The organism is Amycolatopsis lexingtonensis, assembly GCF_014873755.1.
Classification (GTDB): Bacteria; Actinomycetota; Actinomycetes; order Mycobacteriales; family Pseudonocardiaceae; genus Amycolatopsis; species Amycolatopsis lexingtonensis.
In genome coordinates this window covers 5,753,935-5,779,687 of record NZ_JADBEG010000001.1, presented here as the reverse complement: position 1 = coordinate 5,779,687, position 25,753 = coordinate 5,753,935, and the positions used below count along the sequence as shown (strand labels likewise).

Sequence of the window (25,753 nt, the reverse complement as noted above, 5' to 3'; positions counted from 1 at the left end):
GGAGGAGGGCGGAGCGGGTGGAAGACGAGCCGATGTCGGCCGAGGAGTCGCTGGACCTGATCGCCCGGCAGTCCCGGCGCAACCAGCGCGAATTCGGCGGGGGACCGGCGCGGATGCTCGCGGCCTGGGCCTTCGCCTGGATCGTCGGCTGGGGCTTCACCTACGGCACCACGCGGTTCTGGACGGCGGTGCCCGGCTGGGTCGCCGGCGCCGTCGTCGTCCCGGTGCTGTTCCTCGGGGCCATGGCCTACACCACCTACACCAGCATCCGCTCCGGCCGCGGCATCCGCGGGCCGTCCCGGACGGTCGGCGCGATGTACGGCTACGGCTGGGCGCTTTCCGCGCTCGGGCTGATGGTCGTCGACATCCGGATCACGTGGTTCCAGGTGCTCTCGGCGGACCAGGTGTCGCTGCTGTGGTCGGGCACCTGGCTGCTGCTCACCGGGGTGATGTACCTGGCGGGTGGCATGGTCTGGCAGGACAAGCTGATGTACGGCCTCGGCGCGTGGATGATCGTGTCGGCCGCGCTGAGCGTGCTCGTGGGCTACCCGCACAACTTCCTCGTGCTCACGATCTGCGGCGGTGGCGGGTTCCTGCTCGCCTCGATCGTGTACTTCGCCCGCGAGCGGCGCCGATGAGCGAACTGCCGCAGCTCGACCCCGTCATCCACGCCCAGGCCCGGCTGCGGGTCACCGTCGCGCTGGCCGGGCTGCGCACCGGCGACCAGATCACCTTCCCGCGGCTGCAGCAGCTCCTGGACATGACGGCGGGCAACCTTTCGACGCACCTGCGCAAGCTCGAGGACGCCGAGTACGTCGAGATCACCAAGGCCTACGAGCACCGCACGCCGGTCACCCTGGTCCGGCTCACCGCGGCCGGGCGCGCGGCGTTCGAGAGCTACACCAAGGCGCTCCACCAGCTGCTGGACGCCACCGGCGGGGACTGACGTGGCCCGCTGGGTGATCCACCTCGACCTGGACGCCTTCTACGCCTCGGCCGAGCAGCTCACCCGTCCGACGCTGGCCGGGCGCCCGGTGCTCGTCGGCGGCCTCGGCCCGCGCGGGGTCGTCGCCGGCGCCAGTTACGAGTCCCGCGCGTTCGGCATCAAGTCGGCGATGCCGATGGCGCAGGCACGGCGGCTGCTGCCGGCGAACGGCGTCATCGTGCCGCCGCGGTTCCGCGTCTACGAGCGGCTCAGCCATGAGGTGTTCGCCGTCGTCTCCGCGGTGGCGCCGGTGCTGGAGAAGATCTCGCTCGACGAAGCCTTCGCCGAACCGCCGTCGCTCGTCGGTGCTTCGCTGGACGAGGTCACGGAGTTCTGCGCCTCGCTGCGCGCGCGGATCCGCGCGGAAACCGGCCTGGTGGCGTCGATCGGCGCGGGGAACGGCAAGCAGATCGCGAAGATCGCGTCCGACGAGGCCAAGCCGGACGGGCTGCTGGTCGTGCCGCAGGGCACCGAGCGGGAGTTCCTGGCGCCGCTGCCGGTGCGCGCGCTGTGGGGGATCGGCCCGGTCGCCGAAGGCAAGCTGCGGTTCATCGGCGTCCAGACGCTCGGGCAGCTGGCGGCACTGTCCGAACAGGACGCGGTCGCGACCCTCGGCGGCGTGGTCGGCCGCGACCTGCGCCGCCTCGCGACCGGCGCTGACGACCGCCCGGTGGCCGGCCGCGCCGAGACCAAGCAGGTCAGCGCCGAGACGACGTTCGACACCGACATCAAGGACCTGCCGTCGTTGAAAGCGGAGGTCCGGCGCATCGCCGCCGGCGCGCACCAGCGGCTGCTCAAGGCCGAGCGCGTGGCCCGGACGGTGGTGATCAAGCTGCGGCACACGGACATGCACACGGTGACCCGGTCGGAGACGATCTCCGCCCCGACCGACGACCTGGCCGAACTGGCGGCGACGGCGGAGCGCCTGCTGCTGGACCCGGCGGAGTTCGGCGGCATCCGGCTGGCGGGCGTGGCCTACAGCGGCCTTTCGGTACCGCACCAGGACGCCCTGTTCACCCTGGCCGCCCCTCCGGTCCCTTCGACGTCGACGGTGGTCACGGCGGCGACCCCGGCGCCCACGGCCCCTTCGGAGTGGCGCCAGGGTGATGACGTGGTCCACGAGGAGTTCGGCACGGGCTGGGTCCAGGGCGCGGGCCACGGCCGCGTGACGGTCCGGTTCGAGCACCGCTCGTCCGGCCCCGGCGTGGCCCGCACCTTCCCCCAGTCCGACCCGGCCCTGACCCGCGGCGACCCCGGCGACTGCCTGCGTCGATAGTCCGTGAATGCCACATTCACGGACACTTAGTCCCTCGATGTGGCATTCACGGACTTTGGTCTACTCCGCCGGGCAGCCCTGGAGCTTGGCCACTTCCTGACCCGCCAGCAGGAACGCGCCGACGCCGTAGGCCGCGGTGTCCGTCGGTTTCGCCGTTGCCGGGCGGTCGCCCACCGGCTGGACGTAGCCGACCAAACCGCTGGGCTGCAACGCCTTCGTCGACAGCGCCGTCCACGCCTTGTCCACCACCGGGCGGTACCGCGCCGCGTCCAGGATGCCCGCGGTGATGCCCCAGCCGATGCCGAACGTGAAGAACGCCGTGCCGCTCGTCTCCGGGCCGCCGTGGTTCCACGGGTTCAGCAGGTCCGCGTTCCAGAAGCCGTCGCGGCGCTGGGCGAGTGCCAGCGTCGACGCCATTTTCTTGAACACCCGCAGGTACTCCGGCCGTCGCGGGTCGTCGGACGGCAGGACCTGCAGCACCTTCGTCAGCGCCGCCAGCGCCCAGCCGTTGCCGCGCGACCAGAACACGCCCGAGCCCTTGAACCGCTCGTCGCGGTACCACAACCCGGTGAACTCGTGGTACAGCTTGTGTTCCGACGTCCGGAAGAGCCGGTCCATCGCGTCCAAATAGGACGGATCGTGGTCGATCAGGCCCATCCGGGCGAAGGACGGCATCGCCATGTTCAGCGCGTCGACGTAGTTCCAGTAATCGCGGTGCCCCGCCTGCACGGACGCCACCTCGTCACGGATCCGCGTGCGGATCGAGTCGAGCGGGATCTCCGGGTGGAAGTAGGTGTACAGGTCCAGGTACGCCTCGCCCGCTGCCTGGTTGTCCGGGAAGAACGGGCGCTTCGGATCGGACGGCAGCTGGTAGCCGTTCGCCTGCGCCCACGGGTACGTCTTGTGGTTGGACTGGCCGGTGGTCCGGACCAGGGCCAGGTTGCCGACGTGGAACGTCGCGTTCTGCCAGTCGGCCGGGGCCGGGTTCGTCCCGTTCGCGGCCCAGTAGTTGCCCGCGGCGACCATCTCGTCCGAAACGGCGCAGGAAACGGCAGCGGCAGCGACGGGGGCCGTCAACAGACCGCCTGCCAGGGCCGCGGCCGCGAGCACGCCAAAGCCGCGAATTCCCGGGAAACGCATGGAAGCGTCCTCCTCAGCACGTCATGGCGGCGGTCATCCGCAGCGAGTGAAGCGCTTCCCGGTGGACGTGTCAAGGTGCCGGTGAGCGGTACGGCGCAACGGTTTCCAGCAATCTGCGCGACGCGGCTTCGGCCCCGTCGGCGTTCTTAGCCAGCACCAGCGTCAGCACGCGGGAATGCGCGACCAGCTCCATCGGTTCGCCGTGCGCCCGCAACGCCGCCACGACGGGCACCTGCAGCTGCGCGATCAACGCGTTCCCGGACGCGCGGATCAGCGCCGCGTGGAACCGCGAGTCGGCGTCCCGGAACGCCACCGCGTCGGACCGCTCGACCGCGTCCGCCATCAGTTCGTACGCCGCGGCCATCGCCGAAAGCTCGTCCGGACGCCGGTGCTGTGCGGCCATCCTCGCCGCCTGGGGCTCGAGCATCAGCCGCAGCTCCAGCAGTTCGCGCAGATGGCGGAGGCGGTCGGGACCGTTGACGCGCCAGGCGATGACGTCCGGGTCGATCGCGTCCCACGCCTCGGGCGGCAGCGTCCACGTGCCGACCCGCGGGCGCGCGGTGACCATGCCCTTGGACTCCAGGACGCGCAGCGCCTCGCGCACCACCGTGCGGGACGCCGAGAAGCGCCGCCCGAGCTCCTCGGGGACGAGCGGCTGCCCGTCCCCGAGGACGCCTTCGACGATGAGCCTGCCCAGTTCGTCGACGATGCGCGCGTGCAGGCTCCGTGGACCGCTCACCGCCGCCCGCCCGCGCTACTCGGGCAGGCCGACGCGGCGCTCCCCGCTGCGCAGTTGCTGCAGCACCACCGCGATCACGAGCAGGGCGCCGTGCGCGACGTTCTGCCAGAACGGGTTGATGCCCAGCCCGGACATGCCGTTGTCGAGCACGCCCAGGATGATCACCGCGAGCACGGTGGAGATGATCGAGCCGCGGCCGCCCTTGAGCATCGTCCCGCCGAGCGCGGCGCCGGTGACGGCCTGCAGCTCCAGGCCTTCCGAGCCGGACGTCGGCTGGCCGGAGCCGGTGCGCGCGGTGATCAGCACGCCCGCGATCGCCGCGACCACGCCGACCAGCGCGTACACGCCGATGATGTACCGGTTGATGTTGATGCCGGCCAGCCGCGCGGCGGTGTCGTTGCCGCCGATGGCGTAGACGTTGCGGCCGATGTCGGTGTACTTCAGCAGGAAGTGCAGCAGCGCCGCGACGATCAGGAACACCCACACCAGCGACGGCAGCCCGAGCACGGACCCCTTGGCCAGGAAGATGAACAGGTCGTCGCCGCCGGTGTAGCCCTGCGCCTTGCCGTCGGAGATCACCTGCGCGATGCCCTTGTAGGTGGCGAGCATCGCCAGCGTCGCGACCACCGGGTTGACCCGGCCGAAGATGATGATCATGCCGTTGACCAGGCCGCAGAGGATGCCGACGCCGACCGCGGCGAGGATGCCGACCTCGGAGTTGCCGGTCGAGGTGAACACCATCGCCGAGACGACCGAGGCGAGCCCGGCCATCGAGCCGACCGAGATGTCCAGCGCGCCCAGGATGATCACCAGGGTCTGCACCAGGGCCAGCAGCCCCATGATGGTGATCGCGCTGCCGATCAGCAGCAGGTTGTTGGTGCGGAAGAAGTTCTCGTTCAGCACGCTCAGCAGGATCACCAGCGCGATGAGCGTGATGATCAGGCTCGAGTTCTGCACGCCGATGCCGGTCAGCACCCGGCGTGCGGCGCTCGGCTGCGCGGGTGCGGCGGGGGCCGAGGTTTCCTTGGTGGGGGTGGTCATGCGCCGATCTCCTGGGCTTCTTCCACGGCTGGTTCGGTTTCGGGGATGGCGAGGGTCAGCACGGCTTCCTCGGTCGCTTCTTCGCGGCCGATCTCACCGGCCAGGCGCCCGGCGCGCATCACGAGGATGCGGTCGGCGAGCGTCAGCACCTCGGGCAGGTCGGACGAGATGACCAGCAGCGCGATGCCTTCCGCGGCGAGGCCGTCGATGATCCGGTAGATCTCGGCCTTCGCGCCGACGTCGACCCCGCGCGTCGGCTCGTCGAGGATCAGCAGCTTCGGCCGCCGCGCGAGCCAGCGCGCGAGGACGGCCTTCTGCTGGTTGCCGCCGGAGAGCTTCCGGACTTCCTGCTCCATCGACGGCGTTCGCACGCGAAGCTCGCGCACGTACTCCTCGACGAGCGCGCGTTCCTTCGCGCGCTTCACGACGCGGAAGCGGCGAAGGCGGTCCAGGACCGAGATGGAGATGTTGTCGCGCACGGACCGCTGCATCAGCAACGCGTCCGTCTTGCGCTCTTCGGGCGCGAAGCCGATGCCCGCCTTCACGGCGTCACCCGGGTTGTGCGCGCGAAGGCGCTTCCCGGCGAGTTCCACCGTCCCGGACCGGATCGGCAGGTCGCCGACGATCGCGCGGGCCAGCTCCGAGCGCCCGGCGCCGACCAGCCCGGCCAGGCAGACGACCTCGCCCGCGCGCACCTGCAGCGAGATGCCGGTGACGTCGTCGGTCGTGACGTCGTCGAGCTTGAGCACGACGTCGCCGGTGTCCTGGGTGACGCGGCGCTCCAGCGCCGAGAGGTCGCGGCCGATCATCATCCGGACCAGGCCGGGCTCGTCGGTCTCGGCGACCTGCTGGACGCCGACGAGCTTGCCGTCGCGCAGCACGGCGACGCGGTCGGCGAGCTGGAAGATCTCCTTCATCCGGTGCGAGACGTAGACGACCGCGACCCCGCTGTCGCGCAGCCGCCCGATCAGCCGGAACAGCGCCTCGACCTCGTGCTCCGACAGCGACGACGTCGGCTCGTCGAAGGCGATCACCTTCGGCGGCGTGGCCGCGGTGAGCACGCGCAGGATCTCGACGAGCTGGCGCTGCGCGGCGGAGAGCGCGACGCCCAGCGTGGCCGGGTTGAGCACGCCCTCGAAGCCGTACTCGACGAGGGCGTCGTGCGTGGCCTTCAAGAGCGTGCGGCGGTTGAAGACCCGGCCCTTCGCGGGGAGTTCGCCGACGAAGACGTTCTCCGCCACCGAAACGTGCGGGATGATCTCGGGTTCCTGGTAGATCACGCGGACCCCGGCGGCCATCGCCGCGCGCGGGGTGTCGAACGCGACCTCGGTGCCGTCGAGGAGGAGCCGGCCGTCGTCGGGGCCCTGGTCGCCGGAGAGGACGCGCAGCAGCGTCGACTTCCCGGCGCCGTTTTCGCCCATCAGCGCGAGGACTTCGCCGGCGCGGAACTCCAGCGAGACGTCGTCGAGGGCGGTGACCCCGGAGAAGCGCTTGCCGATGCCCTCGACGGCGAGCGCGGGTGAAGAGGAGGACATGGTCGCCCTTCGGCGGTCGAGCCCGGACCCGGCACTTTCACGTGAAAGTGCCGGGTCCGGGAGTTCGGTCAGGTGCAGTTGACGCCGGCCTGCTTGTAGTTGTCCTTGTTGACGATCGTGGTCTTCGCGATCGTCTCCGCGGGCAGCTCCTTGCCGTTCTTCACCTTGTCCACCAGCACCTGGATCGCCGAGCGGCCGACCTCGGCGCCGGAGATGTAGAGCGCGGACTTGTTGCCGGTGTCCTTGCCCGCGGCCCAGTCCTTGCAGGTGAGGTACGCGCCGAGCCCGACGCCGATGATGTTGTTCGCCTGCACGCCGGAGTTGGCCAGCGCGGTCACGACGCCGGTTTCGTTCTCGTCGTTGCAACCCCAGACGACCCAGTGCTTGACGCCCGGGTTGGAGCCGATCACCGCGCCGGAGCGGTTCTGCGCGTCGACGGGGGAGTTGTCGGTGCCGACGTCGATCACCGGGACGTCCGCGCCGCCGGACTTCTGGAAGGCGGCCTTGGCGGCGTTGACGCGGTCGGTGCAGACGGTGAGATCCTGCTTGTACGCGCTGATGATCTTCGTGTCGGCGGCGGTCCAGCCGGCGGCCTTGAACAGCTTCCCGGCCTCGGTGCCGACCGAGTCGCCCATCTGGCTGCCGTTGAAGCCGACGAACGGGGCCTTCGCGCCGGTCCCGTCCTTGATGACGTCGTCGGAGGCGATGAGCGGGATGCCCGCGCTCTTGGCCTTGTCGATCACCTGCGGGCCGATGGCCTGGTCCGGCACGACGATGGCGACGCCGTTGGCGCCCTGGGCGACCGCGGCGTCGAGTTCGGTGATCGCCTTGTTGGCGTCCTGGCCGAGGTTGACGACCTTGAGCTCGACGCCGAGCTCCTTCGCCTTCTCCTGTGCCCCCTGCGCCTGCTCGACGAAGTACTGCTGGTCACCCTGCTTCTGCAGGTAGTACAGCGTGATCTTGCCGGTGGCCGGAGCCTGCTGCTGCGGTGCCGCCGTGTCTTTGCCGGAGGAGCACGAAGCCATCAGGACACCGGAAATCAAACAACAACCAACAGCGCTCCAGGTCCGAGACCTGTGCGGGTATGTGGACATCGAGTGCTCCCATGGGACCGGGGACGAGTGTTGCGGCTCGGTTACTTCCGAGTGACTGGTATTACAAAACACCCGTTCGTGGAGCGTCAAGGCGCAGTTAGCGGAGCGAGACCTACTCTCCGTAGTTGCATCGTGGCATTAGCAGGGGTCATTTATCGTATTTTTTCCCTGCTGGGCTGCGCGTTGTCCGGTTTTGTCCTGTGCGAATGTTCTGATCGGTGTTGTCGACTGTGGTGGGAGTTGTCGATGACCGGGATGCCGTCTCTGCCGGTTTCGCCCGGCTGGCAGGATGGCCGGACGACATCAGGAGGGGACCGATGACGAAGCACCGCGTCGCCGCGCTCGCCGGGCTCGCCGTCCTGGTGGCCGGCTGCAGCAGCCCGCCGCAATCCGGCCCGGCCCCGACACCGTTCCCGGAGACGGCGTCATCGTCGGCCGCGGCCCCGGACGGTTCGTTCAGCGTCGTCGCGACCGGCGACGTCCTGATCCACCCGGCGCTGACCGAGCAGGCACAGGCCGACGGCGGCGGCAAGATCGACTACCGGCCGCTGCTGGCCGGGATCAAGCCGCTGATCTCCGGCGCCGACCTCGGGATCTGCCACCTCGAGACGCCGCTGGCGCCGGAAGGCGGGCCCTACAGCGGGTATCCGTCGTTCAGCGCGCCGCCGGAGATAGCGGACGCGCTCAAGGACACCGGCTACGACACGTGCTCGACGTCGTCCAACCACACGATCGACCAGGGCGCCGACGGGGTGAAGCGGACGCTGGACAAGCTCGACGCCACCGGCATCAAGCACACCGGCTCGGCGCGGTCGGCGGCGGAAGCGGCGAAACCGCTGATCATGGACGTCCACGGCGTCAAGGTGGCGCAGGTGTCGTACGCCTTCGGCTTCAACGGCATCAAGGTCCCGGCCGGCAAGCCGTGGTTGGCCAACCAGATCGACGTGGACGACGTCCTGTCGGCGGCGCGCAAGGCGCGCGAGGCGGGGGCGCAGGTCGTGATCGCGAGCCTGCACTGGGGTGTCGAGTACCAGCACGAGCCGACGGCGGAGCAGCGGTCGCAGGCCAAGAAGATCCTGGCGTCGGACGACGTCGACTTGATCATCGGTCACCACGCCCACGTGGTCCAGCCGTTCGAGAAGCTCGGCGACAAGTGGGTGGCTTATGGGCTGGGCAACAGCATCGCCCGGCATTCCGAGCCTCGCGGCGACACCGAGGAGGGGGCGGCGGCGCGGTTCCGGTTCGTGCGTGACGGGGATCGGTGGAAGGTCGACAAGGCGGAGTATGTGCCTACGTTGATCAAGCTGGACGATCCGATCCGGCTGGTCGACTTGTCGACTGCTCCGGTATCGGCGCAGGTCACGAAGGCTCTGTCGGACACGGACAAGAACATCCTGAGCTTGGCCGCGGACAAGGACGGCTTGACCCGCCCGGGCAAGTGACGTGGGCGGGGCCGGGCTTCGCCACTGCGGCGGGATGCAGCCTCGTTGACTTCGCGCGTCGGCGCGGCCCAGGCGGCACCCCGTCGCCTGGGCCGGGCCGCTCGCACGTGCGGCCGCGCCGACCGCACGTGCTACCCCGTCGGCGCGCCCAACCCGCGCGCCGAGCCATTCCTCCCGTGTTCTCAGTGCGTCCGGGTCGTGATCAGCCGCGCCAGTGCGGCCAGCTCCGCCGCCGGGCGGGGGACCGGGTTGACCGATGCCAGCTCCCGAAGTCCCTTCGCCACCAGCGCCGACGCCTGGGCCTGGCTCCACTGGCGGCCGCCCGCGGACTCCACCAGCGAAGCCGCGCGGGTCAGGGCCGCGTCGTCCAAGGGATCCGTGCCGTCGTAGAGGGACGCCAGTTCCGCACCCGCCTCGGTGCCCGACGACAGGGCCGTCACCACCGGGAGGGACTTCTTGCGGTTCTGCAGGTCCGAGTACACCGGCTTGCCCGTTTCGGCGGGGTCGCCCCAAATGCCGAGCAGGTCGTCGACGTGCTGGAACGCCAGGCCGACCGCGCGGCCGAACGCGCCGAACGGGTCCGGGGCCCGGGTGCCGTGGTGGGCGCCGAGTTCGCAGGCCGCGCCGATCAGGGCCGCCGTCTTGCCGGTGGCCATCCGGACGCACTCCGGGGGCGTCACGTCGTCGCGCTGCTCGAAGTCCAGATCGGCGGCCTGGCCTTCCAACAGCGCGAGTACGCCCTGGGACAGCAGCTTCGCGCCGTCGGGGGTGAGTTCCTCGAACGCCAGGCTCAGCAACGCGTCCCCGGCGAGCACCGCGGGGCCGGTGCCGAACACCGTCCACGCCGTCGGGCGGTGACGGCGGGTCGTGTCGCCGTCCATGATGTCGTCGTGCAGCAGCGAAAAGTTGTGCACGAGCTCCACCGCGACGGCCGCGGGCAGGGCGTCCGCCGGATCGCCGCCCGCCGCCTCCGCGCACAGCAGGACCAGCGCGGGCCGCAGTGCCTTGCCGCCGTCCGCCACCGACGGCGTGCCCTGGGCGTCCCACCAGCCGAAGTGGTAGCCGGCCACGCGCCGCATCACCTCCGGCAGCCGGTCCGCGGTGGCGCGCAGCGCCGGGTCGACCAGCCCCTTGCTCCACGCGAGGACGTCGGCGAGGGGACGGGCCGCGGTACGTGCGTCCATCGTCGTCATGCGAGCCCGACCTCCACGTCGTCGAGCACGCCGAGCGCGTCGGGGACGAGCACGGCGGCGGAGTGGTAGGCGGAGACGAGGTAGGAGGTCACGGCACGGTCGCCGGTCCCCATCAGCCGCACGTTCAACCCGGGCTGGTGCTGGTCGGGGAGTTCCTTGGGCCGCAACCCGATCACCCCGGCGTCGTCTTCCCCGGTGCGCATCGCGAGGATCGAGGTGGTTCCGGTGTCGGTGACGGGGATCTTGTCGCAGGGCAGGATCGGCACCCCGCGCCAGGCGTTCACGCGTTTCCCGTCCAGCACGGCGGTGTCCGGATAGACCCGGTGGGCGGTGCAGGCCCGCCCGAACGCGGCGATCGCCCGCGGATGGGCGAGGAAGAACTTGGTTTTCCGCCGCCGGCACAGCAGATCGTCCATGTCCAGCGGTGTCGGTGGGCCGCTGCGGGTGGTGAGTCGGTGTTTGAGTCCGGCGTTGTGCAGGAGCCCGAAGTCGGTGTTGTTGATCAGGTCGTGTTCCTGGCGTTCCCGCAACGCTTCCACCGTCAGCCGAAGTTGTTGCTCGAGCTGGTTGTGCGGCTGGTTGTAGAGGTCGGTGACCCGGTTGTGGACATGCAGGACGGTCTGCGCGACCGCTAGCTCGTACTCCCTGGGTGCGGGGTCGTAGTCGACGTAGGTCCCGGCCAGCAGCGGTTCCCCGTCGTGCCCGGCGGTCAGGTCGATGCTGGCTTCGCCTTTGGTGTTCTGCGGCTTCCGCGGCCGGGTAGCTGCTTCGGCGACGTGGGTGCGCAACGATTCCAGCCGCCCGTTGAGCCGCGCATACACCGGGGCGGGCAACACCAGTGCGATGACGCGGGTGGCGGCGCGGGCGGTGAAGTCCCAGGTGGCGTCGTCACGGGTGAGGAGGTCGGCGCCGAGGTGGTCGCCGTCGGTGGCGGTGGACAGGACGGCCTCGTCGCCGTAGGGGCCGGTGCGGTGACGGGTGACTTTCCCGTGCGCGATCAGCACCACCATGTCCAGCGGGCTGCCCTCGGTGAACAGGGTCGCGCCGGGGTCGTATTCGCGTTGCTCGAACGCCTCCGCCAGCGCCCCCAACGCGGCCTCGTCGCTGAAGTGGCGCAGGAGGGCGAGTTCGGTGAGTTCGGCGGGCACGACGTGGACGCGGGTGCCGGTGGTGTAGAAGGAGAGTTTCCCGTCACCGAGGGTGTAGGTCAGGCGCCGGTTGACACGGTAACTCCCCGCGGGAACCTCGACCCACGGCAGCTGCGAGAGCAGCCAGCGGGGGGTGATGCTCCGCATCTGCGGGCGGGTTTTGGTGGTGGTGGCCAGGGTCCGCGCCGCGGCAACCCCGAGGGACAGCTGCACCGACGGTTCGTCGGTGAGGGTCACGGTCAGCTCTCCCGGCCGAGTTCGACGCTTTCCAGCACCGCCAGCGCGTCCGGGACCAGCACCGCGGCGGAGTAGTAGGCCGAGACCAGGTAGGAGATGATGGCCTGCTCGCTGATGCCCATGAACCGCACGTTCAGCCCCGGCTGGTACTCATCCGGCAACCCGGTCTGGTGCAGCCCGACCACACCCTGGGCCTGCTCCCCGGTGCGCATCAGCATGATCGAGCTGGTACGGGTGTCCGAGACCGGGATCTTGTTGCAGGGCAGGATCGGGACCCCGCGCCAGGCGGGGACCTGGTGCCCGCCCAGGTCGACGGAGGCGGGGTAGATGCCGGCTTTGGTGCATTCGCGGCCGAACGCGGCGATGGTGGCGGGGTGGGCGAGGAAGAACCCGGGGTCTTTCCAGACCAGGGTGAGCAGTTCGTCGAGGTCGTCGGGGGTGGGTGGGCCGGTGCGGGTGGGGATGCGCTGGGCGAAGTCGGCGTTGTGCAGCAGCCCGAAGTCGGTGTTGTTGACCAGCTCGTGCTCTTGGCGTTCGCGGAGGGCTTCGACGGTGAGGCGGAGTTGTTGTTCGATCTGGTTCATCGGCTGGTTGTAGAGGTCCGCGACGCGGGAGTGCACGCGCAGGACGGTTTGGGCGACGGAGAGTTCGTATTCGCGGGGTTGGGTGTCGTAGTCGACGAAGGTGCCGGGCAGGTGGGGTTCGCCGTCGTGGCCGGAGGCGAGGGAGATTTCGGCTTCGCCGTGGTCGTTGCTGGCCGCCGACCCCCGTGCCCGGTAGGACTCCAGGTGGGCTTGCAGGGTTTCGGCGCGGGTGAGGACGTCGTCGAAGGCGGCGCGGGGGAGGGTGAGGACGGTGCAGGCGGTGACGGCTTTGGCGGTGAATTCCCAGATGCCGTCGGTGTGGGTGAGGGTGGTTTCGCCGAAGTGGTCGCCGTCGGCGAGGGTGCCCAGGACGGTGTGGTCGCCGTAGGCGCCGGTGCCGGTTTTGGTGATTTTGCCGTGGGCGATGAGGAAGACCTGGTCGGCGGGGGAGCCGAATTCGACGAGGGCGTCGCCGGGGTCGTAGTGCTGCTGGGTGAACCGGCCGGCGAGTTCGGTGAGGACGTCTTCGTTGTCGTAGCCGCGTAGGGGGGCGAGTTCGCCGAGTTCGGGTGGGATGACGCGGACGGTGGCGCCGGTGGTGGTGAAGGTGACGCGGCCGTCGCCGACGGAGTAGGAGAGGCGGCGGTTGACGCGGTAGGAGCCGGCGGCGACGTCGACCCAGGGGAGGGCTTTGAGCAGCCAGCGGGTGGAGATGCCTTGCATCTGGGGGACGGACTTGGTTGTCGTCGCCAGTGTGCGGGCGGCGGCCCGGCCCAGGCTCAGGGGTGCCTGCTCGGATTCCACCGGGTCGGTGACAGTCACAACGAAAAACCACCCATCATTCGCGTCGGAGCCAAATTCGCGCGGTCAAGCGAAAGTCGCGAAATCAACATAGCAACGCCGTGCCACCGCACAATGCCACGATCGGGTCACCGGGGTCGATTGACGCGGCGGGCTTCGCCATTTCCGCCACCCGGCGGCGGAGGCTTGGTCACCCCGGGTGTGCGGCCGTCACCCGGTCGGGAAGTGCCCAGCTCGTAAGGGGAAATGCCGGTTGCCGGGCGCAGTGAACGCCGCGGTCCGGGAGGTGCGAACTGGGCCGAATCGGCGACAAACCGGGCCAGGGTGAGGCCACCCGGATGAATCGAACAATGTACGGTTGTCGGGCCGTAAACGTGTGACTAACTTGGGCGGCTCCGGTGGTGGAAAACCCCGGTGGGGAAAGGACGTGGATGAACATCTTCGTGGCCGGTGCGCTCTGGGTGGCCGGCGCGGCCTTGGTCGGGGGCCTGATCGCCTACCTGGTCCGCCGGTTCGGCTGGGACGAAGGCCGGCCCGACAACAACGACGCCGCGGGCCAGGTGTTCACCATCGTCGGCGGGCTGCACGCCGTGCTGGTCGCGTTCGTGCTCATCTCGCTGTTCGACTCGGTCGGCTCCGCGAGCCGGGACGCGCAGACCGAGGCCGACAGCCTGGTCGCGGCCACCTGGGCGGCCGACGCGCTGCCCGGTGAGACGAAGGACCGGGTGCACCAGCTCGCCGTCGCCTACGCGCGCACGGTCGAGGAGCAGGAGTGGCCGCGCCTGGCCGACGGCGGCGCGATCCCGGCGACCGGCTGGACGCAGCTCGACCAGATGCGCCAGGCGGTCGCGGCCGCCGAAGTCGACGGCGACTGGGAAATCGACCGCAAGACCGAGGCGAGCAACCAGCTCTGGTCGGTCTACCAGGCCCGCCAGCAGCGGCTGGCCAACTCCGGCGGTGGCGGCGTCGGCGCGGTCGTCTGGTTCGCGCTGATCCTCGGCAGCCTGATCACCGCGATCCTGCTGCCCAACCTGTTCGGCGGCACCCGGCTGGCCGCGCACGTCATCATCGTGTCGACCCTGGCCGGCACGATCACGTTGCTGCTCTTCGCGATCCACGAACTGCAGAACCCGTTCAGCGGCGGGGCGAAAGTGTCGCCGGAGGCGTTCACGACGGTGCTGGACCGGCTGGTTTGACCGGCTCGCGAGCCCGCTGGGCGGCGATGCTCGGCGTCGCCGCGGCGGTCTCGGCGCTGCTGGCGGCGACGGGCTGGCTCGCGCCGTCCCGGCGGCCGGTGGCCCAGGCGCCGGACCGCTGCACGATCCTGCAGGCGGAAAACGAACGCGGCGGCGCCCCGACGAGGTTGCGGCTGCTGGAACTGCCCGGCGGCGCGACTAAACGCCTGACCCAGGCCGGGTACTGGATCAACGCGATGGGTTACTCCGCCGCGCAGGACGTCGTCTACGGCGTCGCCGACGGCACCCGCCGCGGCCGGTACGACCACGGCGCGCACGCCGTCCGGATCGACGGCCAGGGCACCGTGACCGATCTGGGGGTGATCGGCCGCGCGGGCGCGACGCGTCCGGTGTGGAGCCTGGTCACCGGCGCCACCGCCGGCGCGATCGCCGGGAACCGCTGGTACGTCCGGCAGGACAGCGATCTGTACACAGTGGACATCAGCCCGGCGACCCAGGACTACCTGCGGGTGGTGCACCGGACCCCACTGCGGCCGGTCTCGCTGGCCGTCGGCGTCGACGACTTCGCCTACGACCCGGCGGACGGGCTGCTCTACGGCGTCTCGACGACGTCGCGCGGCGGCACCTCGGTCGTCACGCTGGACCCGGCCACCGGGAAGGTCGTGCCGGTCCCCGGGCTGCGGTTCCCCCAGGGCGGTGCGTACGGGTCGGTCGTGCTCGGGCCCGGAGCGATCTACGCCACAGCCAACCGCGACGGGCAGCGCAGCGTCACCTACCGGCTGCCGCGCGACGGCTCGGGCCCGGCGGTCGAGGTCGCGACCGGGCCGGTGCTGGTGAGCGGGGACGCGGCCGGCTGCTTCGCCGAAGCACCGCCACCACCGCCACCACCGCCCCCGCCGCCCACGACGTCGTCCCCGGAGTCACCCCCGCCGGCCACGTCCACGACACCGGCCCCGCCCCCGACGACACCGTCACCGACCACTCCGGCGCCGGAACCGCCGCCGCCGTCGCAACCACCCCCGGTCGAGCAGCCCGCCGCTCCGGCTCCGACGCCGACACCCGCTCCGGCGCCGGTGGTCCGGCCCCGGGCGTCGACCCCGGCACCGGAACAGCCGCCGCCGACGACACCGCACGCGCGGCCGACCGAGAAACCGGAACCCGTGGTCGACGACACCGGGCAGCGGACCCAGGAGAAACGCCGCTGGGGCCTGACCGCCCTGATCCTGGTGCTCGGCGGCGGAGCGGCGGCCGCGCACGGGCGGCGGCACCGTTAACGCCACGGCCTTCTCGAAGACGGCCGTTGTCCACTTCGGCCGCTCAGACTCCTCCTCCGGCGCGATCCACGCGCCGGAGGAGGAGAAACCGGATGAAGCGGGTACGAATCGCCCTGGTGGCCGGGGTCCTGGCGCTGCCGCTGGTGGCGGCGGGACCGGCCGCGGCCCACGACCACGGCCCGCGGGCGAAGGACGACCACTACCGCGTCCGCGCGGGACAGCCGTTGCGCGGCGAGGTGCTCGGCAACGACCGGTCCGCCACGGCGGTGGTGCGGCACACGCCGGCCGCGCACGGGACGGTGTCGATCGGCGCCGACGGGACCTTCCGCTACACCCCGGCACCCGGCTTCACCGGCCGGGATTCCTTCACCTACACCGTTTCCGACGCGGTGAAGCTCTACCCGACGTCCCTGCCGCCGCTGGCGACGATCGGCGGGGTCGAGATCAAGGGCGGCGCCTACGGTTCGGCGCTGACACCGGTGCCCGGCTCCCGGGACGAGTTCTACGGCCTCGCCGACCGCGGCCCCAACGTCGACGCGCCCGGCGGCGGCAAGATCGAGCCGCTGCCCGCGTTCACGCCCGCGATCGGCAAGTTCCGGTTACGCGGCGGGAAAGCCGTGCTGGAGCAGGCGATCCCGCTGCGCGCGGCCGACGGCACGCCGTACAACGGCCAGGTCAGCCCGCTCGCCGACACCGGCGAGACCATCGTCGACCTCGATGGCAACGTCCTGCCGAAGTCGGCGAACGGCTACGACTCCGAAGGTCTCGTCGCCGGGCGCGACGGCACGTTCTGGGTGTCCGACGAGTACGGCCCCTTCCTCACGCACTTCGGCCGTGACGGCCGCGCGCTCGAACGCCTTTCCCCGTATGACGGTTCGCTGCCGGGCGAGTTGAAGTACCGCGTCCCGAACAAGGGCATGGAAGGGCTCGCGCTCACCCCGGACGGCCGGACGCTGGTCGGCGTCATGCAGTCGGCGCTGCAGCAGCCGGACCTGACGAAGAAGCCGGGCAACGTGACCACGCTGCGGATCGTCACCGTCGACCTGCCGACCCGCGCCACGCACGAATACCTCTACCTGCTCGACGACCCGGACACGACGAGCACGGCGGTCAGCGAGATCACCGCGCTGTCGGCGACGCGGTTCCTGGTGGACGAGCGCGACGGCAAGCCGGAACCGGGCGCCTTCAAGAAGCTGTACGAGATCGACCTGACCGGCGCGACCGACGTCGGCCCGCGGGCGGCGGGCTACGACGCCGTCAAGGGCGGGGTGCTCGTCGGCGGCAAGAGCATCGACGCCTACGTCGGCAAGGACACCACGGCCCAGGCGACCGCGGACCTGGCCGCCGCCGGCATCAAGCCGGTTTCGAAGAAGCTCTACCTGGATCTCGGCGCCCTGGTGACCGGACTGGACCCCAGCGGCGGCTTCTTCGGGCACGACAAGGTCGAAGGCGTCGCGACCACCGACGGCGGCCGCACGCTCGTGATCAGCAACGACAACGACTTCGGCATCGACGGCGTGACGAACACGGCGCCGCCGTACGCGCTGCACCCGAAGACGCTGCCGGACGGCCGTCAGGACGACGGCGAGTATCTGGCCGTCGACACGACCCGGCTCCCGGCGGCCACGAGCACCGCCACGGTCACCATCGACGTGCGCTAGTACTTGAACTGGTCGACGTTGTCGGCGGTGATGAGCAGCGGATCGCCCAGCAGGACGGTCTTCGACGGGGCGTCGAACTTCACCGCCGGCAACTCCAGGCTCACCTTGTTGACCGGCTGCAGCGGCTTGCCGTCGGCGACCTGCTTCGCCGTCCACGCGGTGAGGTAGCCGAGCGACTCGACGTTCCACAGCACCGACTGCGAGCACGAACCGTCGAGCAGGTACGGCTTGATCGCCTGCGGCGTCCCGACGCCGACGGTGAACACCTGGCCGATCTTCTCCGTGTCCCGCACGGCTTTCGCGACGCCCGGCGCCGACGTGGTGCACTCGCCGATCAGCCCGTTTAGGCCGGGGTGGCGGGCCATCAGCTCCTTGGCGAGGTTCGTCGCGGTGTCCTGGTCCTCGCCCGCGTACACGGTCTCGACGAGCTGGGCCTTCGGGTACTGCGCGGCCGCGTAGTCCTTCTGGACCGCGATCCACGCGTTGAGGTTCGCCGCGGCCGGGCCGCAGGAGACGATCGCGTACTGGCCGGCGCCGCCGGTCTTCTTCATCAGCGCGTCGACGAGCGCGGTGCCGATGCCCTTGGCGGTGGCCTGGTTGACGAACACCTCACGCTGCGTGCCCGGCGCGTCGGTGTCGGAGGTCAGCACGTGGATGCCCTTCGCCCTGGCCTCGCCGATGACCTCGGCCAGCGCGGCCGGGTCGTTGGGCGCCACGGCGATGACGTCGACCTTCTGCGCGATCAGCTCGCGCAGGATGCTCACCTGGGCGGCCGGGTCGACGCTGGCCGGAGCGGTCGTGGACCACGTCACGCCCAGCTGCTTCGCGGCTTCCTGCCCGCCGGTGTCCATCGCCTCGAAGTACGGGATGCGGCCGATCTTCGGGACGAACGCGATCCGGGCCGGGGCCGGCGCGGGCGCGCTCTTCAGCTGGTCCGAGCAGCCCCCGAGGGCGAGCACGGCACCCAGCACCAGCGTCGCGACCAGCCGGAAGGTCTTCGTCGGCCCTCGCATCCCACCCATTCCTCACGACTTTCGGACGGCCTGCGCACCGTGGAGACCAAGGGCGAACGGTAAGGCCCCGCGTAACGGAGGTCAACGGGATGTGCGCAAAGGGTTACGGAAGTGAGTTCTGCTCCGGGGTGAACGCGGGGGAGATCGCCTGCTCGGCGGTATTCACCACAGTGGGTGACGACTGTGACGCGCGCAACGTGCTCCAAGTACCCCTGGGGGGTATAGTCACCGGCATGAACGAACAGCACGGGGCTTCGTGGGCGACGGCGATCCAGGCGACTCTGCACTGCCTCACCGGCTGCGCCATCGGTGAGGTGCTCGGCATGGTGCTGGGCACGGCTTTCGGCCTGCACAACGCGGCGACCGTGGTCCTCTCGATCGCGCTGGCCTTCGTCTTCGGCTACGGCCTGACCATGCGGGGCGTCCTGAAGTCGGGGCTGAACCTGCAGGCCGCGTTCAAGGTCGCGCTGGCCGCGGACACCGTGTCGATCGCCGTCATGGAGCTGATCGACAACACCGTGGTCGTGGCGATCCCGGGGGCGATGGACGCGGGCCTGGCCAGCTTCCTCTTCTGGCTGGCTCTCGCGCTGTCGCTGGCGATCGCGTTCGTCGTCACGGTGCCGGTCAACAAGTGGATGATCGGGCGGGGGCTCGGGCACGCCAAGGTGCACGCGCACCACCACCACTGAAAAGCGCGTCCGGGGAGGTGGCGGCCTCCCCGGACGCCGCTACACGCTCGACAGGTCGACCGCGCGGTCGACCTTCCGCCGGTCCAGCACCCGCAGGATGCCTTCCAGCAGGTAGTAGTCGGCGTAGGGGAGGGACACCTCGACGCCGTCCTCGGCCGGGCGGTTGCGGGTGCAGCGGGCGACGCTCGCCTCGGCGCGGGCGGACTTCGTCGTCAGGCACGTCCGCGAGACCGCGGTCAGGATCCGCAGCGCGCTTTCCCGGTACTGCGGGCGGTGCGTGAGCTCCGCCAGGTCCAGCAGGCCGCACGCCATGATCACGCCGGCGGAGGCGTCCTTGACGTCGTCGGGGGCCTGCGGCGCCAGGTAGTCCCACACCGGCACGTGGTCGGCGGTCAGCCGGGACAGCGCGTAGTCCGCGAGGCGGCGGGCCGTGGCCAGGAACTCCGGGTCGCCGGTGCGGCGGTGGATCGTGGTGAAGCCGTAGACGCCCCAGGCCTGCCCGCGCGACCAGCACGACGTGGGGCTGTAGCCCTGCACGGTGTTCGGCCCGATCGGCGCGCCGGTGACCGGGTCGAAGTCGAACACGTGCGGCGTCGAACCGTCCGGGCGCGGGAAGTTCCGCTGCGCGGTCTTGGCGTGCGCCACCGCGATGTCCAGGTACTTCGGGTCCCCGGTCTGCGCGCTCGCGAACGCCAGCAGGTCCAGGTTCATCATCGTGTCCATGATGACCCGGCCCGCGTTGTTCGGGTCGGTGAGCGCACCCCAGGCGCGGATGAACTTCCCGGTCGGGTTGTAGCGCTTGATCAGCGAGGACGCGGCCTGGATCGCGCCGGCGCGCCACTTCTCCTCGCCGGTGAGCCGCCACGAGGTCACCCAGGAGGGGTAGAAGAGGAAACCGAGGTCGTGCGTGCCGGTGTCGTTCTGGCGCGGCGCGAGTTTCTCCGCGGACGCGAGTGCGAGGGTCTTGAATTGGTCCTCGCCGCTGTGCAGCCAGGCCAGCCACAACTGCCCGGGCCAGAATCCGCCGACCCAGTCGCCATTCTGCGAATAGGTCCATTTCTCGAACTTCGTGCCGACCGGGAACGCGGTGACGCCGGGGGCCACCGCGCGCAGCTTGGCCACCGCGTAATCGGCCGCCTGGCGGAGCGTCCGGGTCACCGTGGCCTGGTCGGGAACTTCGGGCGTGGCCGCGGAAGCAGGGGTCGACGTGCTCGCGGCCACCGCGGCACCGGCCGCGGTCGTCAGCAGGGTTCTCCGGGAAACGCTCACAGGGGACCGCCATTCCGTGTGGGGAAAGTGCCCGGAATTTTTGCACGGGCACCCGGACGTTGTACACCCGGCGGATCGGCATTCATGGTTGTGAATTGAGGTCCCGGTGAGCGGAATGGCGGAGAAAAGGGCGAAGGCCCGGTGGGGGACACCGGGCCTTCGCTGTTATCGCGGGGGTGAGGGCAGTCAACCACGCGATGATCGAGGCTCGCTCGAGCCGCGTTCAGTGCTTCAGCACTTGGGCGCGACCGGGAGGTCGGAGCCGGTCTGCAGGTAGGTGTCCGACACGTAGTGGCCGGGGCCGATCCGGTCCCAGATGTTGCTGGTGCCGAACTTGCCGGTGACGGTGTCGCCCTCGACGTAGCACTCGATGTTCACCTTGGCGTAGTTCGCCGCGAGGCCCTTGATGGCGGCCGTGGTGCTCGCGCTGGCCCGGACGTTCATCGGGTCGCCCGCGGTGCTGACGACGCCGGTCGGGCCGGAGCCGGTCCACAGGTAGGTGACGTTGACGTTGCCGTTGTCGGACATGCCGAGCCCGTCCCAGAAGACGCCGTCGGCGAGGTCGATGCCTGCCGGGTTCGCCACCTTGTAGCCGAGGCCGCTCTTGCCGCCGTTGTAACCGTTGTAGTAGGCGGCGTACGCCTCGGGCTGGCCCTGCGGCAGGTCCTTGAACTTGGTCCGCTCCGCCGCCGGGTTCCAGTAGTCGTCCTGCTCGTTCCACGGGCCGATGTCCCACACCGGCGCGTATTCGCACTTGCTGCCGTCGGTGCGGCAGACGCGCACGGAGTAGGTGCCGGTTCCCTTGCTGGACAAGCCCTTCCCGGACGGCAGCGCGACGAAGTGGTCCCGGCTGGTGATGACGTGGCCGTTGGCGGTGGTGCCGCCGATCAGGCCCTCACGGGTGCCGTAGACCTTGTACGTCAGCGCGGCGGTTTCGGCCAGCGCGTTGAGCTGCGGGGCGTTGTCGGCGCTGAGCTTGACACTCCGCACCGACGGCCGCACGCCGTCGGTGGTGCTGTGCAGGCTGATGCGCACCTGCACGGAACTGACGGCGCTCTTGAGCGTGGTGCCCGCGGGCGTCCACTCGGTCCAGTCGTTCACCCCGGTCCGGCCGCGGACGTCGACGTCGATCGACGTGCCCTTCGGCGTGTCGGCGGCCAGCTCCGCGCTGACGCGGTTGGCGGCCGACCCGAGCGCGTGCTCGGCGGTGGTGAGACTGCCTTCGCTGCCGGCGAAGACCCGCGCGGTTCTGTGCCACGCGGCATCGGCCAGCGTCAGCGTTCCGCCGGCGGCGGCGACGTTGACGTCATCGGTGTCCACAGTGGACACATCGGCGGTCCAGCTCGCGCCGTCGGCCTTCGTCGCGGCCTGGGCGGGGGCTCCGGCCAGCGCCGTCACCGCCCCCGCGGCCAGAACCGCCGCGGTCACGCGGCCGGCCTTCCTGATCCGGATCATCCCCGGTTCTCCCTTCGCACCTGTTCACTCGAACGTGGCGAAAGACTGGCCGGGCGGCGTACATGATCCGTACAAGCACAGCCGCGCCTTTGTGCGGCTCGCGGCGACCTCGGGATGTCTTGAATGAGTCATTCAGGACCTCCGACGACCTGAATGACTCATTCAAGACATCCGGCTGGGCTCGCCGCCGCGAGATCAGGGCCGCCGGGAGGGGGCATCTGGCGCCCCGCAAGACCCTTGCGTCAGGCGGAAACGATGTGCGGGGGCTCGGCGGGAACCGCGGGCTCCGCGGGGCGGGCCGAGGACAGCTCGCGCCAGATCGCCAGAGCGCGCTCCGAGTAATCCCTCGACCGCTCCGGCTGCGAAAGCGCCCGGTGCAGCTCACCGAGCAGCTGCGAAACCTCCGCCTCCGACCGCCGGTCCCCGTTGCGGCGGTGCACCGACAGCGAGTTCACCAGCAGCAGCTGAGCGTGCGCGAAATCCCCGCTGTGCAGGCACAGCTCACCCAGGTTCTGGTTCGCGTACCCCACACAATGGTCGTCGCCGAGGTCGGTGAAGATCGCGATCGCGCGGTCGACGTGCTCGCGGGCCGCCGCCAGGTTGCCCTGGTGCTGGAACAGCAGGCCCAGGCGCTTGAACGCGTGCGCCTCGCGGTGCCGGTCGCCGATCGACGCCGACAGCTCGAGAGCGTCGGTGAACCAGCGCTTCGCCGCCGCGTAGCAGCCTCGGGACATCCAGACCGCGCCCGCGCCGATGCGCGCCACCGCTTCGCCGTGCGGGTCGTCCGCCTCCGCGAACAGCTTCAGTGCCTCGTGACAGTGGTCGAGCGCGCGGTCGTCCTCGCCCTCGATGCGCAGGATCGTCGCGAGCCCGGTCAGCGCGATGCCGACGCCTTGGGAGTCGCCGACCCGCTCGAACAACGTCCGGGACTCCTCGAACGCCACCCGCGAACCGGCGTATTCGTCCTGGTAGAGCAGGTACTGCCCGAGGTTGCGCTGGACGATCGCCTCCGCGCGCAGCGAGCCCGTCCGGCGGGCCGCGGCCAGGGCGATGAGGTGCGTGCTGTGCCAGTCGTCCTGGTGGCCGCGCAGGTCGAAGTACGGCGTCAGGGCCGACGCCAGCTGCCAGGCCAGGTCGTCGAAGCCGTTCTCCGCGGCCAGCGAAACCGCCGCGACGCTGGTGTGCCGTTCGGCCGCGAACCACGCCGCCGGGTCGTCGGGCAGGACGTCGGCGGGCACCTCCGGGCGCGGCAGCTCCTCGTCGCGGTACATGCCGAAGAAGTGCAGCGGCATCCGGCGCGCGGCCTCCAGCGCCAGCGCCAGGTAGCCGGTCAGGACCCGGCGCAGCCCGGCCCGCGTCTTGGCCGCGTCACTCTGTTCGGCCAGCTCGACGGCGTACACGCGCAGCAGGTCGTGGAGCCGGTAGCGCGGCTGCCCGGCCGAATCGGAGCCGACCAGCTCGACGAGGTGGCCGTCGACCAGCACGTCGAGCACGTCTTCGGCATCCCTGCGGCCCAGCACGGCCGCGACTGCCCACGGCGGGAACTGGACCGGCCCGAGCAGCCCGAGCCCGCGGAACGCGGTGGCCGCCGACATCGGCAGCAGGTCGTAGGACAGCGTCACGCTCGCCCGGACGGCGAGGTCGCCGACGCGCAGTTCGTCGAGTCGACGGCGCTCGTCGCGCAGCCGGTCGGCCAGCAGCTTCAGCGTCCAGCCCGGCCGGTGCGTGAGCTTCGCGCCGGCCACCCGGATCGCCAGCGGCAGGTGCCCGCACTGGCGGAGGATCGCCGCCGCGCTCTCCGGCTCGGCGGCCACCCGCTCGGCGCCGACGATGCCCTGCAGCAGCCGCGCGGCCTCGGCCTCGGGCAGCAGGTCGACGTCGACCGCCCGCGCGCCGGCCAGGTCGGGCAGCCGGATCCGGCTGGTCACCAGCACCGCGCACGCGCCGGCCCCGGGCAGCAGCGGCCGCACCTGGGCGGCGCTCCCGGCGTCGTCGAGCACGATGCACATCCGCCGCCCGGCCAGCCGCGACCGCAGCAGCGCCGACCGCTCGGCCGGCTCCCGCGGCAGGCCCGCGTCCGGGACGCCGAGCGCGTGCAGCAGCTCGGCGAGCACGCCCATCGGCGCCCGCGGCGACGACGACGTGCCGGCCAGGTCGACGTGCAGCTGGCCGTCGGCGAACTCCTCGCGGACCGCGTGCGCGACCCGGACGGCGACCGCGGACTTCCCGACCCCGGGCGCGCCCGACAGCACGATCACGGCGGGGGCGCCGGAGTCGGCGCGCTCCCGCATCAGGGCGGTGACTTCGCCGATCACGTCGTCGCGGCCGGTGAAGTCGGGCAGGTCGAGCGGCAGCTGGCAGACCGGGGCGACGTCGGCGGGACGCGGGGCGGCGATGCTTTCGGGCACCAGCGTCGCGCGCAGCTCGCGCAACCTCGCGCCCGGCTGCGCGCCGAGTTCTTCGCGCAGGACGCGCTCGGCCGACTCGTACGCCTCGATCGCGTCCGCGGTCCGGCCGGCGGCCTGCAACGCGACGATCAGCTGCGCCCAGAGCTCTTCGCGCAGCGGGTGCTCGGTGACCAGCCCACGCAGCTCGGCGACGGCCTCGCCGCAGCGGCCGAGGCCGATCCGCGCGCGCAGGCGCTGTTCCTGCACCGAAAGCCGGAGTTCGGCGAGCCGGGCGACGGTCGCGCCCCAGCTGTGGTCGTGCGGGAGTCCTTCGAGGACTTCGCCGCGCCACAGCGCGTCGGCCCGGTCGAGGAGCTTGAGAGCGCTCTCGGCGCGGTCGCCGTCGAGCTCTTCCTGCGCCTCGGCCGCCAGCGCGGCGAAGGCGAGGTGGTCCAGTTCGTCCGGGGACGCGGTCAGCAGGTAGCCGGACGCGCGGCTGCTGATCCGCTCGCCGAGACCGGGGTCGATTTCGGCGAAGCGCCTTCGCAGCGAATGGACGTACGTGCGGATGTTCGCCGCCGCCGACCGGGGGGCGGATTCCGGCCACAGCACCTCGACCAGCACGTCGGTGGACACGACGACGTTCGGCTGCAGCGCCAGCGCGGCCAGCAGCAGCCGGGGTTTCGGCCCGCCCAGCGCGATCACCTGCCCGGCGGCGGTGACTTCCAGCGGGCCGAGGACGCGGATGGTCAGCGAGGTGGTCTCAACCTGCCCGATGAGTTCCCCCATGACCGGATGCTATGACCGCTCCGACCTCGGGCGATAGATCCATTCGGAGTGTCTGTGCGCGCGCGTGCGCGCGAGGACGGGCTTTGTACGAGACGTGTACGGGGCGCGGTCACGCTCCCGCCATGAAGCGTTTGAACCTCCGGCGTATCGCCGGACTCGGGGTGATCGTGGCGGCGGTCGGCGGGCTCGCGGTCGGTGGTGCGCTCGAGGCGTCCGCCGCGGCGAGCGGCACGGTGAAGACCGCGGGCGACCCGCTCAACGTCCGCCGGGCACCGACCGCGAGCGCCACGGCCGTGAAGACCGTGGCGAACGGCGCGACCGTGGCCATCGACTGCCAGCTCACCGGCTCCTCGGTGACCGGGACCTACGGCACCAGCACGCTCTGGGACTACGTGCCCGCGCTCGGCGGGTACATCTCGGACACCTACGTCTACACCGGTTCCGACACGCGGATCGCGCCGGACTGCGGGGTCGGCACGGGCAGCGCCCAGTGCGCCGACGCCTGCGCCGGCGAGGGGCAGTACCGCTCGTCCGACTCGCACTTCCTGGTCTACGACACGAACGCCGACGGCTACTCGGCCGTCGTCGCCTACTGGCTCAAGGGCGGCGCCGGGCCGTTCTACGTCTGGAACTCCGGTGGCGAGGGCACGAAGGTCGACAAGGCCGTGTCCGTCCCGGCCGGCGGCTGGGTCTTCTACAAGGTCTGCGTCGCCAACTACACGACCGGCAAGCCGGACCTGAAGTCCTGCAGCGACGGCCTCACCGACTTCGCGGCCTGACCGCGTCCACCCCGAAAGAAAGGGCT

General features: G+C 70.9%; 21 protein-coding genes. 9 read left to right on the top strand and 12 right to left on the bottom strand.

Annotation, left to right across the window (positions count from 1 at the left end):
• Positions 1 to 17 precede the first annotated feature (17 nt).
• Genes H4696_RS25955 through H4696_RS25945 form a run of 3 tightly spaced genes read left to right on the top strand, consistent with a single transcriptional unit; the run spans position 18 to position 2,261 of the window.
• On the top strand, positions 18 to 638 hold the full coding sequence (locus H4696_RS25955; RefSeq protein ID WP_086856428.1) for a hypothetical protein: 621 nt from the start codon (positions 18 to 20) through the stop codon (positions 636 to 638).
• Positions 635 to 946, top strand: coding sequence for a transcriptional regulator (locus H4696_RS25950; protein ID WP_086856427.1), 312 nt, complete (start codon positions 635 to 637; stop codon positions 944 to 946). The genes H4696_RS25955 and H4696_RS25950 overlap by 4 nt, the downstream gene beginning before the upstream one ends.
• A 1-nt stretch (position 947) precedes the next feature.
• Positions 948 to 2,261 (top strand): DNA polymerase IV, encoded by a 1,314-nt coding sequence (locus tag H4696_RS25945; protein ID WP_086856426.1) that lies wholly within the window; start codon positions 948 to 950, stop codon positions 2,259 to 2,261.
• Between the two features lie 60 nt (positions 2,262 to 2,321).
• Here the strand turns inward: H4696_RS25945 and H4696_RS25940 are convergent, their stop codons facing one another.
• The 5 genes from H4696_RS25940 to H4696_RS25920 all read right to left on the bottom strand — a co-directional run bounded on the left by H4696_RS25940 (position 2,322) and on the right by H4696_RS25920 (position 7,759).
• Positions 2,322 to 3,338 (bottom strand): glycoside hydrolase family 88 protein, encoded by a 1,017-nt coding sequence (locus tag H4696_RS25940; RefSeq protein ID WP_225955807.1) that lies wholly within the window; start codon positions 3,336 to 3,338, stop codon positions 2,322 to 2,324.
• A gap of 133 nt (positions 3,339 to 3,471) precedes the next feature.
• Positions 3,472 to 4,140 (bottom strand): FadR/GntR family transcriptional regulator, encoded by a 669-nt coding sequence (locus tag H4696_RS25935; protein ID WP_086856424.1) that lies wholly within the window; start codon positions 4,138 to 4,140, stop codon positions 3,472 to 3,474.
• 15 nt (positions 4,141 to 4,155) lie between these two features.
• The gene (locus tag H4696_RS25930) at positions 4,156 to 5,181 is read right to left on the bottom strand and encodes an ABC transporter permease (RefSeq protein WP_086856423.1); all 1,026 of its coding nucleotides are present in this window, start codon (positions 5,179 to 5,181) and stop codon (positions 4,156 to 4,158) included.
• Positions 5,178 to 6,716, bottom strand: coding sequence for a sugar ABC transporter ATP-binding protein (locus H4696_RS25925; protein ID WP_086856422.1), 1,539 nt, complete (start codon positions 6,714 to 6,716; stop codon positions 5,178 to 5,180). Before H4696_RS25925 ends, H4696_RS25930 begins: the two co-directional genes overlap by 4 nt.
• Before the next feature lie 68 nt (positions 6,717 to 6,784).
• Complete coding sequence (locus H4696_RS25920; RefSeq protein ID WP_086856421.1) at positions 6,785 to 7,759, bottom strand: substrate-binding domain-containing protein; 975 nt, start codon at positions 7,757 to 7,759, stop codon at positions 6,785 to 6,787.
• A 368-nt stretch (positions 7,760 to 8,127) separates the two neighbouring features.
• On the opposite strand from H4696_RS25920, the gene H4696_RS25915 reads away from it, so the two are divergent.
• A complete protein-coding gene (locus H4696_RS25915; RefSeq protein ID WP_086856420.1) occupies positions 8,128 to 9,252 on the top strand; it encodes a CapA family protein in 1,125 nt (374 codons plus the stop codon).
• A 182-nt stretch (positions 9,253 to 9,434) separates the two neighbouring features.
• Here the strand turns inward: H4696_RS25915 and H4696_RS25910 are convergent, their stop codons facing one another.
• From H4696_RS25910 to H4696_RS25900, 3 genes are read right to left on the bottom strand one after another with little or no spacing between them, the layout of a single operon-like run.
• Positions 9,435 to 10,445, bottom strand: coding sequence for a polyprenyl synthetase family protein (locus tag H4696_RS25910; RefSeq protein WP_086856419.1), 1,011 nt, complete (start codon positions 10,443 to 10,445; stop codon positions 9,435 to 9,437).
• Complete coding sequence (locus H4696_RS25905) at positions 10,442 to 11,830, bottom strand: family 2B encapsulin nanocompartment shell protein (protein WP_192782539.1); 1,389 nt, start codon at positions 11,828 to 11,830, stop codon at positions 10,442 to 10,444. Before H4696_RS25905 ends, H4696_RS25910 begins: the two co-directional genes overlap by 4 nt.
• 2 nt (positions 11,831 to 11,832) lie before the next feature.
• Positions 11,833 to 13,236 carry a family 2B encapsulin nanocompartment shell protein gene (locus tag H4696_RS25900; protein WP_192782538.1) on the bottom strand — a complete coding sequence of 468 codons (1,404 nt, stop codon included), beginning with the start codon at positions 13,234 to 13,236 and terminating at the stop codon, positions 11,833 to 11,835.
• A 410-nt stretch (positions 13,237 to 13,646) separates the two neighbouring features.
• Between H4696_RS25900 and H4696_RS25895 the strand changes: the two genes are divergently transcribed.
• From H4696_RS25895 to H4696_RS25885, 3 genes are all read left to right on the top strand, one after another.
• A complete protein-coding gene (locus tag H4696_RS25895; RefSeq protein WP_086864351.1) occupies positions 13,647 to 14,411 on the top strand; it encodes a bestrophin-like domain in 765 nt (254 codons plus the stop codon).
• A complete protein-coding gene (locus tag H4696_RS25890) occupies positions 14,408 to 15,685 on the top strand; it encodes a DUF6923 family protein (protein ID WP_192782537.1) in 1,278 nt (425 codons plus the stop codon). The genes H4696_RS25895 and H4696_RS25890 overlap by 4 nt, the downstream gene beginning before the upstream one ends.
• A 92-nt stretch (positions 15,686 to 15,777) precedes the next feature.
• On the top strand, positions 15,778 to 17,346 hold the full coding sequence (locus H4696_RS25885; RefSeq protein WP_086864098.1) for an esterase-like activity of phytase family protein: 1,569 nt from the start codon (positions 15,778 to 15,780) through the stop codon (positions 17,344 to 17,346).
• On the opposite strand, the gene H4696_RS25880 is transcribed toward H4696_RS25885, so the two are convergent.
• Complete coding sequence (locus tag H4696_RS25880; RefSeq protein WP_086864099.1) at positions 17,343 to 18,359, bottom strand: autoinducer 2 ABC transporter substrate-binding protein; 1,017 nt, start codon at positions 18,357 to 18,359, stop codon at positions 17,343 to 17,345. The genes H4696_RS25885 and H4696_RS25880 overlap by 4 nt on opposite strands.
• A 233-nt stretch (positions 18,360 to 18,592) precedes the next feature.
• Here H4696_RS25880 and H4696_RS25875 point away from each other — a divergent pair, with 233 nt between their 5' ends.
• Positions 18,593 to 19,048, top strand: coding sequence for a DUF4396 domain-containing protein (locus H4696_RS25875; protein WP_086864100.1), 456 nt, complete (start codon positions 18,593 to 18,595; stop codon positions 19,046 to 19,048).
• Between the two features lie 39 nt (positions 19,049 to 19,087).
• Here the strand turns inward: H4696_RS25875 and H4696_RS25870 are convergent, their stop codons facing one another.
• The 3 genes from H4696_RS25870 to H4696_RS25860 form a co-directional block, all read right to left on the bottom strand.
• Positions 19,088 to 20,317, bottom strand: coding sequence for a glycoside hydrolase family protein (locus tag H4696_RS25870; RefSeq protein ID WP_086864101.1), 1,230 nt, complete (start codon positions 20,315 to 20,317; stop codon positions 19,088 to 19,090).
• 231 nt (positions 20,318 to 20,548) lie between these two features.
• Entirely contained in the window at positions 20,549 to 21,772 is a 1,224-nt protein-coding gene (locus H4696_RS25865) for a hypothetical protein (protein ID WP_086864102.1), read from the bottom strand.
• A 242-nt stretch (positions 21,773 to 22,014) separates the two neighbouring features.
• The gene (locus H4696_RS25860) at positions 22,015 to 24,948 is read right to left on the bottom strand and encodes an AfsR/SARP family transcriptional regulator (protein ID WP_192782536.1); all 2,934 of its coding nucleotides are present in this window, start codon (positions 24,946 to 24,948) and stop codon (positions 22,015 to 22,017) included.
• Positions 24,949 to 25,070: 122 nt separating this feature from the next.
• Between H4696_RS25860 and H4696_RS25855 the strand changes: the two genes are divergently transcribed.
• Complete coding sequence (locus H4696_RS25855) at positions 25,071 to 25,727, top strand: SH3 domain-containing protein (RefSeq protein WP_169735217.1); 657 nt, start codon at positions 25,071 to 25,073, stop codon at positions 25,725 to 25,727.
• Positions 25,728 to 25,753 lie beyond the last annotated feature (26 nt).

Excerpts from the sequence above, each read along its gene's own strand:
- H4696_RS25950 (WP_086856427.1), top strand. The coding sequence starts at position 635 with ATGAGCGAACTGCCGCAGCTCGACCCCGTCATCCACGCCCAGGCCCGG.
- H4696_RS25930 (WP_086856423.1), bottom strand. The coding sequence starts at position 5,181 with ATGACCACCCCCACCAAGGAAACCTCGGCCCCCGCCGCACCCGCGCAG.
- H4696_RS25925 (WP_086856422.1), bottom strand. The coding sequence starts at position 6,716 with ATGTCCTCCTCTTCACCCGCGCTCGCCGTCGAGGGCATCGGCAAGCGC.
- H4696_RS25915 (WP_086856420.1), top strand. The coding sequence starts at position 8,128 with ATGACGAAGCACCGCGTCGCCGCGCTCGCCGGGCTCGCCGTCCTGGTG.
- H4696_RS25910 (WP_086856419.1), bottom strand. The coding sequence starts at position 10,445 with ATGACGACGATGGACGCACGTACCGCGGCCCGTCCCCTCGCCGACGTC.
- H4696_RS25895 (WP_086864351.1), top strand. The coding sequence starts at position 13,647 with ATGAACATCTTCGTGGCCGGTGCGCTCTGGGTGGCCGGCGCGGCCTTG.
- H4696_RS25885 (WP_086864098.1), top strand. The coding sequence starts at position 15,778 with ATGAAGCGGGTACGAATCGCCCTGGTGGCCGGGGTCCTGGCGCTGCCG.
- H4696_RS25880 (WP_086864099.1), bottom strand. The coding sequence starts at position 18,359 with ATGCGAGGGCCGACGAAGACCTTCCGGCTGGTCGCGACGCTGGTGCTG.
- H4696_RS25875 (WP_086864100.1), top strand. The coding sequence starts at position 18,593 with ATGAACGAACAGCACGGGGCTTCGTGGGCGACGGCGATCCAGGCGACT.
- H4696_RS25865 (WP_086864102.1), bottom strand. The coding sequence starts at position 21,772 with ATGATCCGGATCAGGAAGGCCGGCCGCGTGACCGCGGCGGTTCTGGCC.
- H4696_RS25860 (WP_192782536.1), bottom strand. The coding sequence starts at position 24,948 with ATGGGGGAACTCATCGGGCAGGTTGAGACCACCTCGCTGACCATCCGC.
- H4696_RS25855 (WP_169735217.1), top strand. The coding sequence starts at position 25,071 with ATGAAGCGTTTGAACCTCCGGCGTATCGCCGGACTCGGGGTGATCGTG.